Below are 14,983 nucleotides of genomic sequence, written 5' to 3'. Positions count from 1 at the left end.
CTCGAAGGCATAGCGTCCCCGGCATGACAACACAGACCTGGATCATTACCGGCGCCTCCCGCGGTTTCGGCCGCGCGCTGGCGGAGTCGGCGCTCGCCGGAGGCGACCACGTGGTGGCGGCGGTACGGCGGCCCGAGAGCGTCGCCGATCTCGCGGCCGCCTACCCGGACGACTTCCTGGTGGCCGAGTTCGACGTCCGTGACGTGAACGCGGCCCCCGGCCTGGTACGTGTCACCCTCGACCGCTTCGGCCGGATCGACGTGCTCGTGAACAACGCGGGCAGGGCCGTGGTCGGCGCGGTCGAGGAGGTCGCCGACGCGCAGCTGCGTGAGCTCATGGATCTGCACCTGTTCGGCCCCGCCGCGCTGATCCGGGCGGCGCTGCCCGCGATGCGCGCGCGGGGCGCCGGGACCATCGTGCAGATGAGCAGCCAGGGCGGGCGGATGTCGTTCCCCGGCGTGTCCACGTACTCGGCGTCGAAGTTCGCCCTCGAAGGCTGGTCGGAGGCGCTGGCCGGGGAGGTCGCGCCGTTCGGGATCCGGGTGATGATCGTCGAGCCGAGCCGGTTCAGGACCGACTTCAACGCCGCGGACGTGCTGGAGTTCGCCGAGACGTCGCCGACGTACCGTGAGGTGCTCGCGGGGGTGCGCGCGGACATGGCCGGGACCGACGGCCGCCAGGAGGGCGACCCCGCGCGCGCGGCCGAGATCATCGTCTCCCTGGTGCACGGTGACGACGTGCCGCTACGGCTGCCGCTCGGACGCGAGGCGGTCGAGCGCATCTCCGGCGTCCACCGGCGCGGGCTGGCGGAGGTCGAGCGGTGGGCGCAGACCGCGCGCAGCGCCGACTTCGAGGACGTCCCGGCATCGGTCCGGCCGATTTAGGCTGGTTGTCATGGCCACCGACGACCTGATGACCAGGGCACTCGAGATGATCGGGGACGACGGCCCGCCGTCGGTCGAGGCGATCCACCGCCTCGCCGACCTGGCCGAGGTACCCACGTCGATGACGATCGTGGAGGTCGCCGATCTGCTCGACATCTCGCCGCACACCCTGCGCTACTACGAGCGCGCCGGGCTGGTCGAGGTGGCCCGCGACGGCAACGGCCATCGGGTGTACGACGACCGGGCGGTGCGGCGGCTGGTGTTCCTCACCCGGATGCGGCTGTCCGGAATGCCGATGCGCGACCTTCAGCACTACGTCGCGCTCGTCGACGACGGGGCCGGGACGGTGCCCGAGCGGCTCGACATGCTGCTCGAACACCGCGACACCATCCGCCGCCGGATCCGGGAGCTGACCCTCTCGCTCACGGCCGTCGAATACAAGATCGCCACCTACGGCGGCGAGACCGGCCCCGACGTCCACACCAAGGCCTGAACGACCTCTTCATGCCCGGTCTCAAGGCTCCGGACCGGATCGCCGCCCGGACTCCGGCGGGATGATCCCCCATTTGTCCCGCTCCCGCAGCCGCCGCCCGTGCTCGTCCGTCTCGACGATGCTCGCCACCACGTATCCCCGATAGCCACGGCCACGGACGATCAGCAGAGGCTGGGATTCAGGCGGTGACCTGGGGCCACATGGCGCGTACCGCCTCGGCGCGCTCTTCGACCAGCCGCATGCGCAGGTCCCGTTCGAGCTCCGCGTAGTGCTCCGTCCGCGCGGTCTCCTGCCCCGGCCACTTGCGGTAGAGCAGGCCGACCTCGCTGTGGAACCAGCCGTGGCTGATCACGCTGGCCGGGACCAGCAGACCGGTGTCGTCGGAGCCGGGGATGCCCATCCACCCGCCCAGGGCGACCGCCAGTTCGCGCCGGACGCAGATCGTCGTGGGGTGCACGGGGAGCCGGTAGCCGTTGCCGCGCCAGTACTCGTAGACGAACCCGGGTTCCAGCCGCCCGCCGGGCGGATCGCTGTCGAACGCGACCGTGGAACCGTCGGGCAGCAGGTCCAGAACCCGGGACGTCGTCCACTGCACGAGCGGATCGGCCGCCAGCACGCCGATGTCCCGCATCAGCACATCCGGCATGAGCACGTCGTCATCGTCGAGATTCTTGATCAGCTCGCCCCTGGACCGCGCGAGCGCGAGATTCCGGGTCAGCGCGACCCCGCCCCGGCGCCCCATCGCGAACGTGACGATGGGGTCACGCGGAAGGATCTCCATGGCCGCGCCCGTGGCGCCGTCCTCCTGGATGACCCACTCGACCTCCCAGCCGTCCGGCAGGCGTTGCGAGCGGACGGACTCGTAGGCCGCGAGGAGGTGGTCGGGTACCGGGTGGTGACTCGGCGTGACGATGGAGATGAGGGGCACGTGGCCGACCCTAGTGGGCCAGGTTGGCGAACATGCCGGGCTCGTAGGAGCCGCCAGGGTTGCGGACGATCACGTTGAGCCGGTTGGTGGCGTTGATCATGGCGATCGTGTAGACGAGCGCGACGATCTGGTCGTCGTCGTAGTGCTCGCGTACCCGGGCCCAGGTCTCGTCGGAGACGCCCGGGTGCGCGTCGGCGAGGCGGGTGCCCTCCTCGGTGAGCGCCAGCGCGGCCCGCTCGGCCGCGGTGAACACCGTCGACTCACGCCAGGCGGCGACCAGGTGGAGCCGGACCGCGCTCTCCCCCGCGGCCGTGGCGTCCTTGGTGTGGTAGTCGACACAGAAGCCGCAGCCGTTGATCTGGCTGGCGCGCAACATCACCAGGTCCTGAACGGCCCGGGACAGCGTCGACTGCTGGACGCCCAGAGCGACGTTGTAGACGCGCTTGCTGAGCTTGGCGCCGAGTGCACTGGCCATCAGGTCGAAACGGGATTCCATGATTTGTCCTTACCTGTGGTGGTCTGATGCCCAAGAGATGCCGGTGGGGTAGTTCCTGTGACAGCGCGGTGATGTGACGTACGCCACGTCACAAGGCGGTGGGGGCCGGCGTCTTGTGCACGTACGCATGGCCGGAAAGGAACAGGTGGGGGCAGCGATGAACGAGGCGGCGACCGAGGCGTTCGTGACACACCGCAATCTGTTGTTCACCGTCGCCTACGAGATGCTCGGCTCCGCCGCCGACGCCGAGGACGTGCTGCAGGAGACCTGGCTCAAGTGGGCGGGGGTCGACCTTGAGGAGGTCCGGGACCGGCGGGCGTACCTGGTGCGGATCACCACGCGGCAGGCGCTCACCCGGCTGCGCGCGCTCGGCCGGCGCAAGGAGTCCTACGTCGGGCAGTGGCTGCCGGAGCCGCTGCTGACCGCGCCCGACGTGGCCGAGGACGTCGAGCTGGCCGACAGCGTGTCGATGGCGATGCTGCTGGTACTGGAGACGCTCACGCCGACCGAGCGCGCGGTGTTCGTGCTGCGCGAGGTGTTCGACCTGGACTACGACGAGATCGCCGAGGCCGTCGACAAGACGCAGGTGGCGGTCCGCCAGATCGCCCACCGGGCGCGGGCCCACGTGGCGGCCCGCCGGCCGCGGGGACGGGTTTCCCCGGCCGAGACCCAGGACGCGCTCAAGGCGTTCCAGCGGGCGGTCGCGACCGGCGATCTGCAGCGCCTGCTCGACATCCTCGCGCCGGACGTCGTGCTGCTGGGCGACGGCGGCGGAGTCGTCCAGGCCGTGCTCGAACCGGTCGTGGGCGCCGAGAACGTGGCTGCTCTGCTCGCCGGGGCGAGCCGGTTCGGCGATGTCGCGGCGTTGCGGCCGTCGCAGGTCAACGGCCACCCGGCGCTCATCTTCCGGCTCAACGGCGAGATCGACACCGTCCTGGCGCTCCGCATCGACGACGGCCTCATCACCGGCCTGTACGCCGTGCGCAACCCGGAGAAACTCTCCCACCTGGACCAGGAGACCAGCCTGCGTCGCTAAGCCCGTATGGCGTATGTCACACGGCCATGCCGTCACAGAATCCGAAGCAGCGGCATCTTTTGGTCATACAGTGCGTAACCCACCCAAACCCTGGAGAAAGTCATGAGTTCAGTGCTGGATTTCGGCGGCGACATCATCGAGCCGGGCGCACCGGAGTACGAATCGGCGAGCCGCTCGCTGCTGGCCGCGGGCAGTCCGGCGTACGTGCTGCGGCCCAAGAGCGTCGCGGACGTACAGGCGGGTGTGCGGTTCGCCGCCGCGCAGGGCCTGTCCCTGTCCGTACGCGGCGGCGGCCACAGCTTCGCGGGCTTCGGCACCAACGACGGCGGCGTCGTGATCGACCTCAGCCTGCTGGCGAACGTGGAGATCATCGACCCGGCCCGCCACCTCGTGCGGATCGGCGGCGGCGCCACCTGGGGCCAGGCCGCGGCCGCGCTGGCCCCGCACCACCTGGCGATCTCGTCGGGCGACACCAAGAGCGTCGGCGTCGGCGGGCTGACGCTGACCGGCGGCATCGGCTGGAAGGTCAGGAAGTACGGCCTGGCCCTGGACAACCTGGTCGCCGCCGAGCTGGTCACGGCCGGCGGCGAGATCGTCCGGGCCAGCGAGCGGGAGAACCCGGAGCTGTTCTGGGCGTTGCGCGGCGGCGGCGGCAACTTCGGGATCGTGACCGCCTTCGAGTTCGCGGCGCACCGGACGACGGAGGTGTTCTTCGGCGCGATCACCTTCCCCGCCGCGGAGACCGCCGCCGTGCTGCAGGGCTGGGCGGACCATGTCCGTGACGCGCCCGAGGAGCTCACCTCCCTCGTGATGGTCGCCAATCCGGGCGCCGGGGGCCACGAGGCGCCGGTCGAGGTCTTCGTCGCCTTCGACGGCGACGACCCGGACCTCGCCGCGGCGGCGATCGACCCGATCCGGCGGCTCGGCACGGTGATCGGCGACACCGTCGCGCTGATGCCGTACGCGGACGTCCTGGTGGACGGCGGGACCCCGCCGCCCGGCATCCAGCTCGTCACCCGCAGCGCGTTCGTCGGGAAGGAGTCGGTGCCCGCGGCCCTGCGGATCCTCGCCGAGGTCGGGACGTCGCAGGGCTCGCCGCTCATCGTCGTGCGAAGCGTCGGCGGCGCGGTGGCGCGCGTGGCCGGCGACGCCACCGCCTACGCGCACCGCCGGGCGGAGCTGATGGTCGTGACGGTCACCGGCGGTCCCAAGCCGGTCCTCGACGCCGGCCGTCCCGCCTGGGAGGCGATCTGGGAGCGGCTCGCACCGCACGTCAACGGCGCGTACGCCAACTTCCTCGCCTCCGCCGCCGAGGAGGACGTGGCCGCGATCTACCCGAAGGAGACGTACGAGCGGCTGGCGGCGGTCAAGCGGGACTACGACCCGGGCAACCTGTTCGCGGGCAACCACAACGTGCGCCCGTAACCGCTACCGCCGGCCGCCGAACTCCCAGTCGTGGACCTCGATGTCGGTGTAGCGATCCTGGGTCAGTACGGCGCGTGCCGCATCCGGGTCCGATGCCCGGATCAGCAGCGCCGTACCCACCCAGGCGCCGCCGTCGTCGGACAGCAGCGGCCCGTACGCGATCAGCTCGTCCCGGCCCGAGGGGTCCAGGTCGGCGGGCTCCCCGGAGCCGAGCCCCAGCACCAGGTACCGGTTGCCGCCCTCCCGGCCGCCGGGGAAGTCCCACATGGTGCGCCCCAGCACGTTGCGCCATCGGCGCACCATCACGTCCCGGTACACGCCGGCCTGGTAGTTGGGCTCGTCGAAGGCGAACGCCCGCACGGCCGCGGCGTCGGGCAGGTCGACGATGTGGACGCTGCCGCTGGCCGTCTCGGTGCCGCGGACGAAGGTCGGGCCACGGGCGATCAGTTCCTTCGCGTACCCGTCCATGTAGGACCAGTGCGCTTCCAGCAGTTCGTCGCGCAGCGCGTCAGAGTCTGACCGATCCCGGTGATAGCAGAAGAACTCCATGCCGACAGTACCTATCACACCAAATTCAGATGGCGACATCATCCGGATTTTGTGAGTATCCTGACTGCATCACGAAAGAGGGAGCGGTGATGGTACGGCTGACGCGGGTCCAGCAGCAGGCGCGTACGCGGGCTTCGGTGCTGGCGGCGGCGAGGCAGGAGTTCATCGAGCAGGGCTACGTCCTGGCCAACGTCGACCGGATCGCCGAGCGGGCGGAGCTGACCCGGGGCGCGGTGTACTCGAACTTCCCCAGCAAACGAGCCCTGTATCTGGCCGTGCTCGTCGAGATGGTGGACAAGACCGAGACGGCGGAGCCCGCCGGACCGCCGGGGTCGCCCGCCGAGGCGCTGGGCACGTTCGCCAGGACCTGGCTGGAACGGCTGCCGCTGGTCGACGACACCGCGTCGGGCGGGCGGCTGCAACTGCGCTCGCTGGCGGGCATCGTCGAGGACCAGCAGGGCCGTACCCTGCTGGCGCAGGTCGCCCAGCTGGAGGCGTTGCTGCTGGCCATGGGGCTGGAGACCTGCTCCTCTCACCGGCAGGTACGGCTGGCCGAGCTCGTGCTGACGTTGCTGGGCGGCGCCGGCTTCCTGGCCGAGATGGCCCCGGGCTTCGGCGACCCCTTCGACCGGGCGCGGGCCTGCGAGCATCTGGCCGGGCTCGACCTGAACGACACCTGGGCGCCTCCGCATCTGTCCTTCGTGACGCCGGCCGTACCGTGTCAGGACGCCTGGATCCCGCTCGCGGGCCTGCCGGATCTGATCACCGGTGAGCGCGTCGACCTCGGCGCCGACGGTGTGGTGGCGGTGCTGGGGACGCACCGCGTGTCCGCGGCCGAGGAGGCCGTCCGGGCGGCGGGGCCGGGCGAGCGGGTCACGGTGGTCGTCGTCCCCGGCGACCTCGCCGAGACCGGCGCTCTCGTGCGGCTCAGGATCAGCGACCTCGCCGGTTGCCTGCGGCGCGTCTTCCCGTCCGACGCCTGGGCGCGCCTGCGGGTGGTCGTCGACGACGGAACGGTCGCGGCCGCCGCCGGCCTGACCGAGGCCGGCCATGAGACCGAAGCCGCCGTCCGCGTCCGGGACGGCATGATCGTCGCCCGCGCCGGTGGGCGGGGCGCCGCCCACGCGGCCGCGGACCACCCCAAGTCGCGAAAGGCCACGACATGACCCGCACCGACCTGCTGGTGCTGCACACCCTGCGCTGCGGCGGACATTCCGGGCTCGCCCGGGTGTCCGCGGCCACCGGCCTGGACGAGTCCGCGGTCGAGTCCGAGCTGATCGACCTCGCGGTCGCCGGTCTCGTCACGCACCAGATGGGCGCGTGGGGCCTGACGGAGGCCGGCCGGGCCACCGACGCCGAGTGGATCACCGAGGAACTGGAGTCCGGCGGCGCCCGCCCCGCGATCACCGCCGCCTTCGAGCGCTTTCTGGTGCTCAATCCGGAGCTGCTCGACCTCTGTACGGCCTGGCAGATGCGCCCCGTCGACGGCGTCCTGACCGTCAACGACCACCGCGACCGGTCCTACGACGATCGCGTCCTGGACCGGTTCTCCGACCTGGACCAGCGCGCCGCGGCCGTCTGCGCCGAGCTGTCCGCTGCGCTGCCGCGCTTCGGCCGCTACCGCGTGCGGCTCAGGGAGACCCTCGGCCGGGCCAGGGCGGGCGAGCTGGAGTACCTCGCCGACCACACCACGTCGTACCACACCGTCTGGGCCGAGCTGCACGAGGACCTGCTCGCGACGCTCGGGATCACCCGGTGGTGAGGTGGGTCAGACCGCTGTCCGCGCGGTCCGAGGAGAGCGCGCAGGCCGTGGGGGCCAAGGCGAGCGGTCTCGTGGTGCTGCACCGCCTGGGCCTGCCGGTGCCCGCCGGGTTCGTCGTCACCACCGAGGCCTGCCGGGCCTATCTTCGCGAAGGCCGCCTTCCTGACGGGCTGGCCGGGGAGCTCAAGCTCGCCATGACCGGGCTGGAGGCCGTGACGGGGCGCCGCTTCGGCGGAGCGCGGGCGCCGCTGGCCGTGTCGGTGCGCTCAGGGGCGAGCGTGTCGATGCCCGGCATGATGACCACGATCCTGAACCTCGGCCTCACGACCGAGGCCACGGCGGGCCTGGCGGCCGAGACCGGCGACGCCCGGTTCGCGCGGGACTCACGGGAGCGGTTCCTGTCCGGCTTCGCCGCCGCGCGGGACGTCCCCGACGACGCGGCGCGGCAGCTGGGGCTGGCGGTCGAGACCGTCTTCTCCTCGTGGGAGACGCCGCGCGCACGCACATACCGTGAACTGCACGACATCCCCCATGATCTCGGGACGGCCGTGATCGTCCAGGCGATGGTGTACGGCAACCGCGACGCCCGCAGCGGCACCGGAGTCGCCTTCAGCCGCGACCCCAACACCGGGGAGAACGTCCCGTTCGGCGATGTCCTGTTCGGGCACCAGGGCGAGGACGTCGTCTCCGGCCGGTCGCTGACCCGGCCGCTGCGCGAGCTCGCCGACCGCGAACCGGCCGTCTGGGCGGCGCTGGCCGAGGCTCTGCGCCGGGTGGAGGGGCACTACCGCGACGCGTGCTACGTCGAGTTCACCTTCCAGGCCGGTGAGCTCTGGTTGTTGCAGGTCCGGCCGGGCCGGTTCGTGGGCGGCGCCGCCGTTCGGGTCGCGACGGAGCTGGCCGACGCGCGGCTGATCACGCGCCGCGAGGCTCTGCTGCGGGTCTCGCCCCAGCATCTCCGGCACGTACGCACCCCGCGCATCGCCGCACCGGCGCAGGCCGACATCCTGGCCCGGGGCGTGGGAGCCTGCCCCGGAGTCGCGGCCGGCAAGGTGGCGACCACGACCGACGCGGCGGTACGCATGGCCGCCGACGGCCCGGTCATCCTGGTCCGTCCGGAGACGTCCCCGAACGACATGCGCGGCCTGGCCGCCGCCGCGGGCATCGTCACCGCGCGCGGCGGTCCGGCCAGCCATGCCGCGGTCGTCGCGCGGGCGATGGGCAAGCCCGCCGTCGTCGGCATCGCCGACCTGGTCGTCGACGGCCGCTCCCTGACCGCCGGTGGGCGCACCGTGGACGAAGGCGCGCTGGTCACCATCGACGGGACCAGCGGCGAGGTGGCCCTCGGCAGCCCGCGCATCGCCACGGACACGGCCGACGCCCACCTGCGGCGGCTGCTGGCGTGGGCGGACGACGTCACGGGCGAGCGTTCCGAGCGCGATGAGGCCCAGCGCCTCATCGCCGCCCACACCGCTCTGCGTGACTCCTAGATCTCAGGGGCGGACGCCGGGCCCGAACCCTGTCCAGCGAAGGTCGTCCGGGAGGTGGCCCATGTCGTTGTACAACAGCACCGACGGGCCCACGCCGTCGCGATACTCGATCGCGGTGAGCGCCGTGTTCCCGCAGGTCAGGCCCAGCCACCGCACGGGCGGCGCGCCGAGGGCGTCCCGCACCAGCCAGGCCACCTGGTAGGCGTGGGTGACCAGGACCTCATGGGTCTCGGCCGCGGTGGGGCGGGCGAACCGGCCGGTCAGGGCGTCGGCGAGCCGCGCGCCCTCGGCCGCCTCCTTGGCGTCGTATCCGTCGAAGAACCCCCTCCACGCGGGCGGCATCTCGGCCGGGACGTGGGGGACGTGGTCCACCAGTTCCGCCGCCTCCCCCACCGCGACCCCCGGCAGGCGCGCACCGATGATCTCCGCCGAGCTCACCGCCCTGGACAGGGGCGAATGCCAGACGGCGTCGATGGGCAGGCGGGCCAGCCGGTCGGCCAGCAGTTCCGTCTGCCGCCTGCCGACGTCGGTCAGGGCGCCGAAGGGGTCGGCCGCGCCGTGCCGTACCGCGTAGATGTGCCGCGTCGCCATCTCGGTTCCCTTCTCGGATGTTCATAAAATCCCGATGCTATAGGCATCCTAAAGCAGGCAGGCGATGATGCGGGCGAGGGCGTCGGCGAGCACGTCGGGCGGGGTGGCGAAGTTGAGGCGGACGAAACCGTTCCCCGCCGATCCGTGGTCGGCGCCGGAGGCGGTGGCGACGCCGGTCCACCGCAGCAGGTGGTCGGCGGGGTCGGCGAGGCCGAATCGGCGCAGGTCGATCCAGGCGAGGTAGCCCGCCTGCGGCTGGACGTATCCGACGTCGAGAGCGGCGAGCGCGTCGGTGACCAGCTTGCGGTTGCCGTCCAGGAACCGGACGGCCTCGCGCAGCCACGGCCGCCCTTCGCGGAACGCGGCGACGGTGGCCGTCATGCCGAGCGGGCTCATGCCGCCGACCGCCGCCCTCGGCAGCCCGGCCCAGACGCGCGCGTCGGCCGGATCGCCGAAAACGATCAGCCCGCAGCGCAGGCCGGGGAAGTTCCACGCCTTGGTGGCGCTGATCAGGGTGATGGCGTTGTCGTCGAGCGAGCCGTACGGGATGAAACCGGGTTCATAGCGCAACGGCGCGTGGATCTCGTCGCTGATCACCTTCGCGCCGTACCGCGCGGCGAGCGCGGCCAGCGCGCGCAACGGCCCGCCGTCGAGGACGCGGCCGGTCGGGTTGCCGGGGTGGCAGAGCAGCACGCTGCCCGCGCCCGCGCGCAGGGCCCGCTCGATGCCGTCGAGGTCGAGCTCGTAGCCGCGCTCTCCGACGGACATCGGCACCTGTACGGCCGCGCGCCCGGCGACCCGGATGGCGTCGAAGAACCGGCCGTAGACCGGCGTCGGCACGACCACCGGCGAATCCGCCCTGGTCAGATGCGTGATCGACATGATGATGCCGCGCATCAGCTCCGGCAGCAGCCGTACCCGGCCGGGAGCGGCGGTGAGCCCGTGCTCCTCGGCGAGCCACTCACTGGCCGCCTGGGGAACGTCGCTCAGCTCGTCGGCGAGCGGGTAGCCGAAGGCCTGCCGCCGCACGTCGTCCTGGACGGCGGCGAGGATGGGCGCGGCGACCGGCAGGTCCATCTCCGCGACGGTGAGATCGATGACGTCCCGGTCGTACTGCGACCAGCGCTTGTTCCGTCGCGCGCGGGATCGCTCAAGGTCCCAGTCGAGGTCGGTCACGCCATGCTCCTAGCGTCTTGCGGGGTCAGGGATCGCTGGTGGCGCAGGCCCGATCGGTGCGCGAGCCACCAGATTCCCGCGCTGAGCACCCCCACGAGCACCGAGTCGTACGGCGCGGCGACGACGCCGGCCCCGCCGAAGGAGCCGAGCGCGGACAGGAGGCCGAGCATGACCAGGAAGCCCACCAGCCAGCCGCCCACCGCCCGCAGCTTGGCGGTCCGCACCAGGTAGATGAGGAACCCGATCAGCAGCAACGGCACCGCCACCCGGATCTTCTCCCAGGTCGACCAGTAGAGGATGAGCCCGGACAGCACGAACGAGGCGAAGCCCACCGGGATCGCCCACCTGCGCAGCCAGCCCTTCTCCAGCGGAGTCGACGCGGCCAGGACGGTCACCGCGACCGAGACGGCCGCGTAGCTGAGCCCGTAGTAGAAGCTGAGCGAACTGGCGATGGACTTCCAGTTCCCGAATGTGAGCACGATGACAGAGCCGATGCCGACGTTGAGCATGAGCGCGCGCCGGGGGATGCCGAACCGCGCGTCCACCTTGGCCAGCGCGGCGGGCAGCAGCCCGTTCTGCGCGGCGCCGTAGGTGTAGCGGCCCTTGACGCCGATGCCGATCAGCAAGCTGCCCGAGGGCGAGAAGATCGCGTCGGCGAGCAGGACGGTGGCGAACCACGACAGGCCGAGCAGGGTCGCGAGCGAGGCGAGCGGCGAGTTGAGGTTGATCCCGTGCCAGCCGCTGCCGAGCAGGCCGTTGGGCAGCGAGAAGATCATCACGGCCTGCAGGCCCATGTAGAGCACGATCGTCCCGAACAGCACGATCAGCGTGGCCCTCGGCACGGTGCGGCGCGGGTCCTTCGCCTCGCCGGACATGACCGCGGCGGCGTTGATGCCGGTGAAGGAGTAGACCAGGCCGCCGCCGACCACGGCGGTGAGCGCCGCGGAGACGCCGTAGGGCGCGACCCCGCCGCCGGTCGCCACGTTGGTGGTGTCGAAGCCGCTGGCCAGTAAGAGGATCACGGTCAGCGCGGGGATCACCACTTTGATGGTGGCGACGACGTTGTTGACCCGGGCTAGCATTTTGATGCCGAACAGGTTGAGCGCGCAGAAGAACACGAGCAGCCCGGCGGCGATCAGCCGTCCCGGCCAGCTCAGCGACTCGCCGGACATCACCCACGGCAGCCACTTGGCGGCGTACTGCACGACCGCCGTCGACTCGCTCGGCCCGGCGCTGACGGCCTGCAGGAACACCGCCCAGCCGACCACGGCGCCGACCAGTGGGCCCGAGGCCAGTTGCGGCCACCGGACGTTGCCGCCGGACATCGGATGGCGGAAGGCGAGGTCGATGAAGGCCAGCGACACGAGCGCGGTGGCGACCGAGGCGATCGTCCAGGACAGGAAGGCGGCGGGTCCGGCCGCCTTGGCCGCCGTGTACGGCGCGAGCAGCCAGCCGGAACCGATGACGCTGGAGAAGGTGATCAGGGCGAGGGACGTGGTTCCGAGGCCGCGCCGCAGGCGCAGATCCTCGTCCGGCGAAACGGCCGACAGCGTCTCAGACATGTCCTGAACTATTGACGATGACCCAATTGCATAGGTAGACCGGAAATGTCGAGGTCCAGGGTTAGTCTGTGCCTATGTCCCTCCCCGGCTTCGACGGCACAGGACACAAGGTCGAGACGATGGATCTCGTCGTGTTCACCACGGTGGTCCGCACCGGAAGCCTCGGCGCCGCCGCCACCGAACTCCGGCTGTCGATGCCGTCGGTCAGCGTCCGGATCGCCGCCCTGGAGCGTAAGCTCGGCGCCCCGCTGCTCGTGCGCGGCGCCCGTGGAAGCACGACCACCCCGGCCGGCGAGCGCCTGAACGACTACGCCCAGCGCTGCCTCGACCTCCTCGACGAGGCCGCCATCGCGGTGACGGCACACGAGACCCAGCGGCTCGTGCTCGCCGCGCCCGCGAGCCTCGGCGACCTCGTCTTCCCCGCCGCGCTCGGGGCGGTCGCCGGCAAGCCGATCACCGTGCACTGCCGGGTCGCGCACAGCGGCGAGGTCGTCGGCCGCCTGGCCGACGGCAGCGTGCACGCCGGATTCGTGATGCCGAAGGTGCCGCTGCGCGCGCTGCGGTCCGAGCCGATCTGCCGCTCCCCTCTGGTCGCGGTCTGCCGGCCCGGCCACCCGCTCGCCGGTCGCCGGCGCCTGCGGATCGACGACCTCGCCAGGACCGGCGTCATCGTCTACCGCTGGGGCCGCGACGCCCAGGAACTCGCCGCCTCACTCGAACATCCCGAGCGCGGCCTCGACGCCCCCATCCACACGACCGGGCTGCCGTCGGCCGCGCTCCGGATGGCGCTCGACGCGGGGTTCGTCGCGGTGGTGCCCCGGTTCGTCGCGGCGCGATCGGTGCGCGACGGTGGCACGGCGCTCCTGCCGCTGGGGTTCGGCGGGTGGCGGGTCGACGTGCAGTTCGTGTACGCCTCGGCCACGGCCGACCGGCTGGGTGTGCGGACCCTGCTGGACCACCTGCCCGCCATCCGGGCCACGTTCGACCAGGACTGACCTCGGTCGTCAGCAGGCCCTCGCCTCCGGGGCAGATGGCATCGTGTCGACGATCTTGGCCTCCAGCATCGCGACGGCGCCGCGCAGCACCTCCGCGCCGTCCGGCCCCTCGGACAGGTTTCGCCAGCCGAGGAAACGATAGGTGGCGGGCTCGAAGATCAATTCGGTGCGTCCCCGGCCGTCCGGTCCCTTGTACTCGATCGAGGCGCCGATGCCCTGGCGTCCGGCCGGATCGGTGAGGTCGGTGCGCATGGTGGCGGTCGGCAGCTTGGACATCGCACCGAACACCGCCTCGCGCATGCCGACGCCCGGGAAGGGATTCTGGGCCAGGGTGACCAGGCGGAAGGCCACGGTGACCTCGACTCGTGGGCCGACCTGGTCCTGGCTGGGCCTGGGCCGTTCGTTCCTGACGGAGGCCTCGGCGTCCGCGCGTATCTGGGCGAGGAGTTTGTCGGGGTCGGTGGGCAGGTTCTCCTCCGGGAGCACGTCAGCCGCGCAGCGCCCGGTCTCGTGGTCGACCGTGCCCGGAGTCGCCATCAGGGTGGGGACCTGGCCCTTGTGGATGCTCCGCCTGCCGTAGGTGGAGCGGATCAGCGCGTTCCCGGGGTCGGTGGCGGAGACCCAGGCCTCACGGGTGACCTCCTGGGTGTGCTCGCCCGTGCCCTCGGTCTCGCTCAGCGTGAGCATCCAGTTCTGCTCCAGGCGCTTGACGTAGACGAACTGGCCGGTCTGCGGCGCGGGCTGCCGGGCGGCCACGCTGGCCGCGTGCTGGAGCAGTTCCGCCGCGTTGGCCGGGGTGGCGCCGCCGTTGGGGCCGACCATGAAGGCGACCGCGGCGACGGCCGCCGCCAGCCCGAACGTGCCCGCCCTGAGCGCGTGCTTGGCGTAGCCGATACGGGGCTTACGCCCCGCCGTGAGCAGGTCCCTCGCCCTGGCGGTGGCCGTCGCGGAGGGGCCGGGCAGCGCGTCGTACGACGACTTGATCTCCTGCAGGTCCTGCGTCATGCCAACTCCTCGATGCCGACGTACGAGCGGAGCTTTCTGCGTGCCCGGTTGAGCCGCGAGCCGACGGTGCCCCGCGGGATGCCGAGCGCCTCGGCGATCTCCTCGTAGCTGAGCTGGGCACCGGCGACCAGCAGAAGCACGGTCCGGTCACCGGGCGAGAGCGCCGCCAGCCCGGCGGCCAGGCTCGGCCGCATGACGGCGGCCGACACCCGCTGGACCACATGCTCGTCGTGGTTCACCACGTCGGTGACCTCGGCGCTCCTGGCCAGGGCGCGATACCTGCGCGCCTCGGCCCTGCGATGGCCGGCGATCAGGTTGGAGGCGATGCCGTACAGCCAGGCTCGTGCGTCGGGGTGGGAGAGGTCGTAGCGCGTTCGCCCGTGGAAGGCCCGCAGGAACGTCTCCGCGGCGAGGTCGTCGGCCGCCGATTCGCCGAGACGGAACCGCACGTAGCGGTGGATGGCCTGGTGATAGCGATCGAACAGCGCGCCGAACCGCTCGGGGCGGCTCAGCGACGCCTCGATGAGCTGTGCGTCGGTCTCGGTGGTTGGCGGAGCCGACGACGGAAGGGGTGGTGGCATGCCTGCCTTT

Annotated in this window: 16 protein-coding genes; 8 read left to right on the top strand and 8 right to left on the bottom strand. The window is 71.8% G+C overall.

What is annotated here, in order from left to right:
- The first annotated feature begins 23 nt into the window (after positions 1-23).
- Together ACFWY5_RS44585 and ACFWY5_RS44580 are read left to right on the top strand one after the other, a co-directional pair.
- Positions 24-884 (top strand): SDR family NAD(P)-dependent oxidoreductase, encoded by an 861-nt coding sequence (locus ACFWY5_RS44585; RefSeq protein WP_379620100.1) that lies wholly within the window; start codon positions 24-26, stop codon positions 882-884.
- A gap of 10 nt (positions 885-894) precedes the next feature.
- Positions 895-1,377 (top strand): MerR family transcriptional regulator, encoded by a 483-nt coding sequence (locus ACFWY5_RS44580; protein ID WP_379638470.1) that lies wholly within the window; start codon positions 895-897, stop codon positions 1,375-1,377.
- 178 nt (positions 1,378-1,555) lie between these two features.
- Here the strand turns inward: ACFWY5_RS44580 and ACFWY5_RS44575 are convergent, their stop codons facing one another.
- Both ACFWY5_RS44575 and ACFWY5_RS44570 read right to left on the bottom strand, forming a co-directional pair.
- Positions 1,556-2,305, bottom strand: a complete 750-nt coding sequence (locus ACFWY5_RS44575; RefSeq protein ID WP_379620096.1) for a glycosyltransferase family 2 protein — start codon at positions 2,303-2,305, stop codon at positions 1,556-1,558.
- A gap of 10 nt (positions 2,306-2,315) precedes the next feature.
- Positions 2,316-2,801 carry a carboxymuconolactone decarboxylase family protein gene (locus tag ACFWY5_RS44570; protein WP_379620094.1) on the bottom strand — a complete coding sequence of 162 codons (486 nt, stop codon included), beginning with the start codon at positions 2,799-2,801 and terminating at the stop codon, positions 2,316-2,318.
- 157 nt (positions 2,802-2,958) lie between these two features.
- Here ACFWY5_RS44570 and ACFWY5_RS44565 point away from each other — a divergent pair, with 157 nt between their 5' ends.
- Together ACFWY5_RS44565 and ACFWY5_RS44560 are read left to right on the top strand one after the other, a co-directional pair.
- Positions 2,959-3,837 (top strand): RNA polymerase sigma-70 factor, encoded by an 879-nt coding sequence (locus ACFWY5_RS44565; protein WP_379638469.1) that lies wholly within the window; start codon positions 2,959-2,961, stop codon positions 3,835-3,837.
- Between the two features lie 102 nt (positions 3,838-3,939).
- Positions 3,940-5,262 carry an FAD-binding oxidoreductase gene (locus tag ACFWY5_RS44560; protein ID WP_379638468.1) on the top strand — a complete coding sequence of 441 codons (1,323 nt, stop codon included), beginning with the start codon at positions 3,940-3,942 and terminating at the stop codon, positions 5,260-5,262.
- Between the two features lie 3 nt (positions 5,263-5,265).
- Here the strand turns inward: ACFWY5_RS44560 and ACFWY5_RS44555 are convergent, their stop codons facing one another.
- Complete coding sequence (locus ACFWY5_RS44555; protein WP_379620088.1) at positions 5,266-5,811, bottom strand: YciI family protein; 546 nt, start codon at positions 5,809-5,811, stop codon at positions 5,266-5,268.
- An 89-nt stretch (positions 5,812-5,900) separates the two neighbouring features.
- Between ACFWY5_RS44555 and ACFWY5_RS44550 the strand changes: the two genes are divergently transcribed.
- From ACFWY5_RS44550 to ACFWY5_RS44540, 3 genes are read left to right on the top strand one after another with little or no spacing between them, the layout of a single operon-like run.
- Complete coding sequence (locus tag ACFWY5_RS44550; RefSeq protein WP_379638467.1) at positions 5,901-6,977, top strand: TetR/AcrR family transcriptional regulator; 1,077 nt, start codon at positions 5,901-5,903, stop codon at positions 6,975-6,977.
- The gene (locus ACFWY5_RS44545; protein WP_379638466.1) at positions 6,974-7,573 is read left to right on the top strand and encodes a transcriptional regulator; all 600 of its coding nucleotides are present in this window, start codon (positions 6,974-6,976) and stop codon (positions 7,571-7,573) included. The genes ACFWY5_RS44550 and ACFWY5_RS44545 overlap by 4 nt, the downstream gene beginning before the upstream one ends.
- On the top strand, positions 7,570-9,063 hold the full coding sequence (locus ACFWY5_RS44540) for a pyruvate, phosphate dikinase (RefSeq protein WP_379638465.1): 1,494 nt from the start codon (positions 7,570-7,572) through the stop codon (positions 9,061-9,063). The genes ACFWY5_RS44545 and ACFWY5_RS44540 overlap by 4 nt, the downstream gene beginning before the upstream one ends.
- A gap of 3 nt (positions 9,064-9,066) precedes the next feature.
- On the opposite strand, the gene ACFWY5_RS44535 is transcribed toward ACFWY5_RS44540, so the two are convergent.
- Genes ACFWY5_RS44535 through ACFWY5_RS44525 form a run of 3 tightly spaced genes read right to left on the bottom strand, consistent with a single transcriptional unit; the run spans position 9,067 to position 12,392 of the window.
- Complete coding sequence (locus ACFWY5_RS44535) at positions 9,067-9,654, bottom strand: histidine phosphatase family protein (protein ID WP_379620080.1); 588 nt, start codon at positions 9,652-9,654, stop codon at positions 9,067-9,069.
- 48 nt (positions 9,655-9,702) lie between these two features.
- On the bottom strand, positions 9,703-10,830 hold the full coding sequence (locus ACFWY5_RS44530) for a MalY/PatB family protein (protein WP_379638464.1): 1,128 nt from the start codon (positions 10,828-10,830) through the stop codon (positions 9,703-9,705).
- Positions 10,827-12,392: an APC family permease gene (locus ACFWY5_RS44525; protein WP_379638463.1), complete on the bottom strand. Its 1,566-nt coding sequence runs from the start codon at positions 12,390-12,392 to the stop codon at positions 10,827-10,829. Before ACFWY5_RS44525 ends, ACFWY5_RS44530 begins: the two co-directional genes overlap by 4 nt.
- 74 nt (positions 12,393-12,466) lie before the next feature.
- On the opposite strand from ACFWY5_RS44525, the gene ACFWY5_RS44520 reads away from it, so the two are divergent.
- Positions 12,467-13,387, top strand: a complete 921-nt coding sequence (locus ACFWY5_RS44520; protein ID WP_379620074.1) for a LysR family transcriptional regulator — start codon at positions 12,467-12,469, stop codon at positions 13,385-13,387.
- Between the two features lie 9 nt (positions 13,388-13,396).
- On the opposite strand, the gene ACFWY5_RS44515 is transcribed toward ACFWY5_RS44520, so the two are convergent.
- Both ACFWY5_RS44515 and ACFWY5_RS44510 read right to left on the bottom strand, forming a co-directional pair.
- Positions 13,397-14,392 (bottom strand): CU044_5270 family protein, encoded by a 996-nt coding sequence (locus tag ACFWY5_RS44515; protein WP_379620072.1) that lies wholly within the window; start codon positions 14,390-14,392, stop codon positions 13,397-13,399.
- Positions 14,389-14,973, bottom strand: a complete 585-nt coding sequence (locus tag ACFWY5_RS44510) for an RNA polymerase sigma factor (RefSeq protein ID WP_379638462.1) — start codon at positions 14,971-14,973, stop codon at positions 14,389-14,391. The genes ACFWY5_RS44515 and ACFWY5_RS44510 overlap by 4 nt, the downstream gene beginning before the upstream one ends.
- Between the last annotated feature and the right edge of the window lie 10 nt (positions 14,974-14,983).

The sequence above is a fragment of the Nonomuraea sp. NPDC059007 genome (assembly GCF_042740555.1).
Taxonomy (GTDB): Bacteria; Actinomycetota; Actinomycetes; order Streptosporangiales; family Streptosporangiaceae; genus Nonomuraea.
This window is presented reverse-complemented; position numbering and strand designations above follow the sequence as displayed.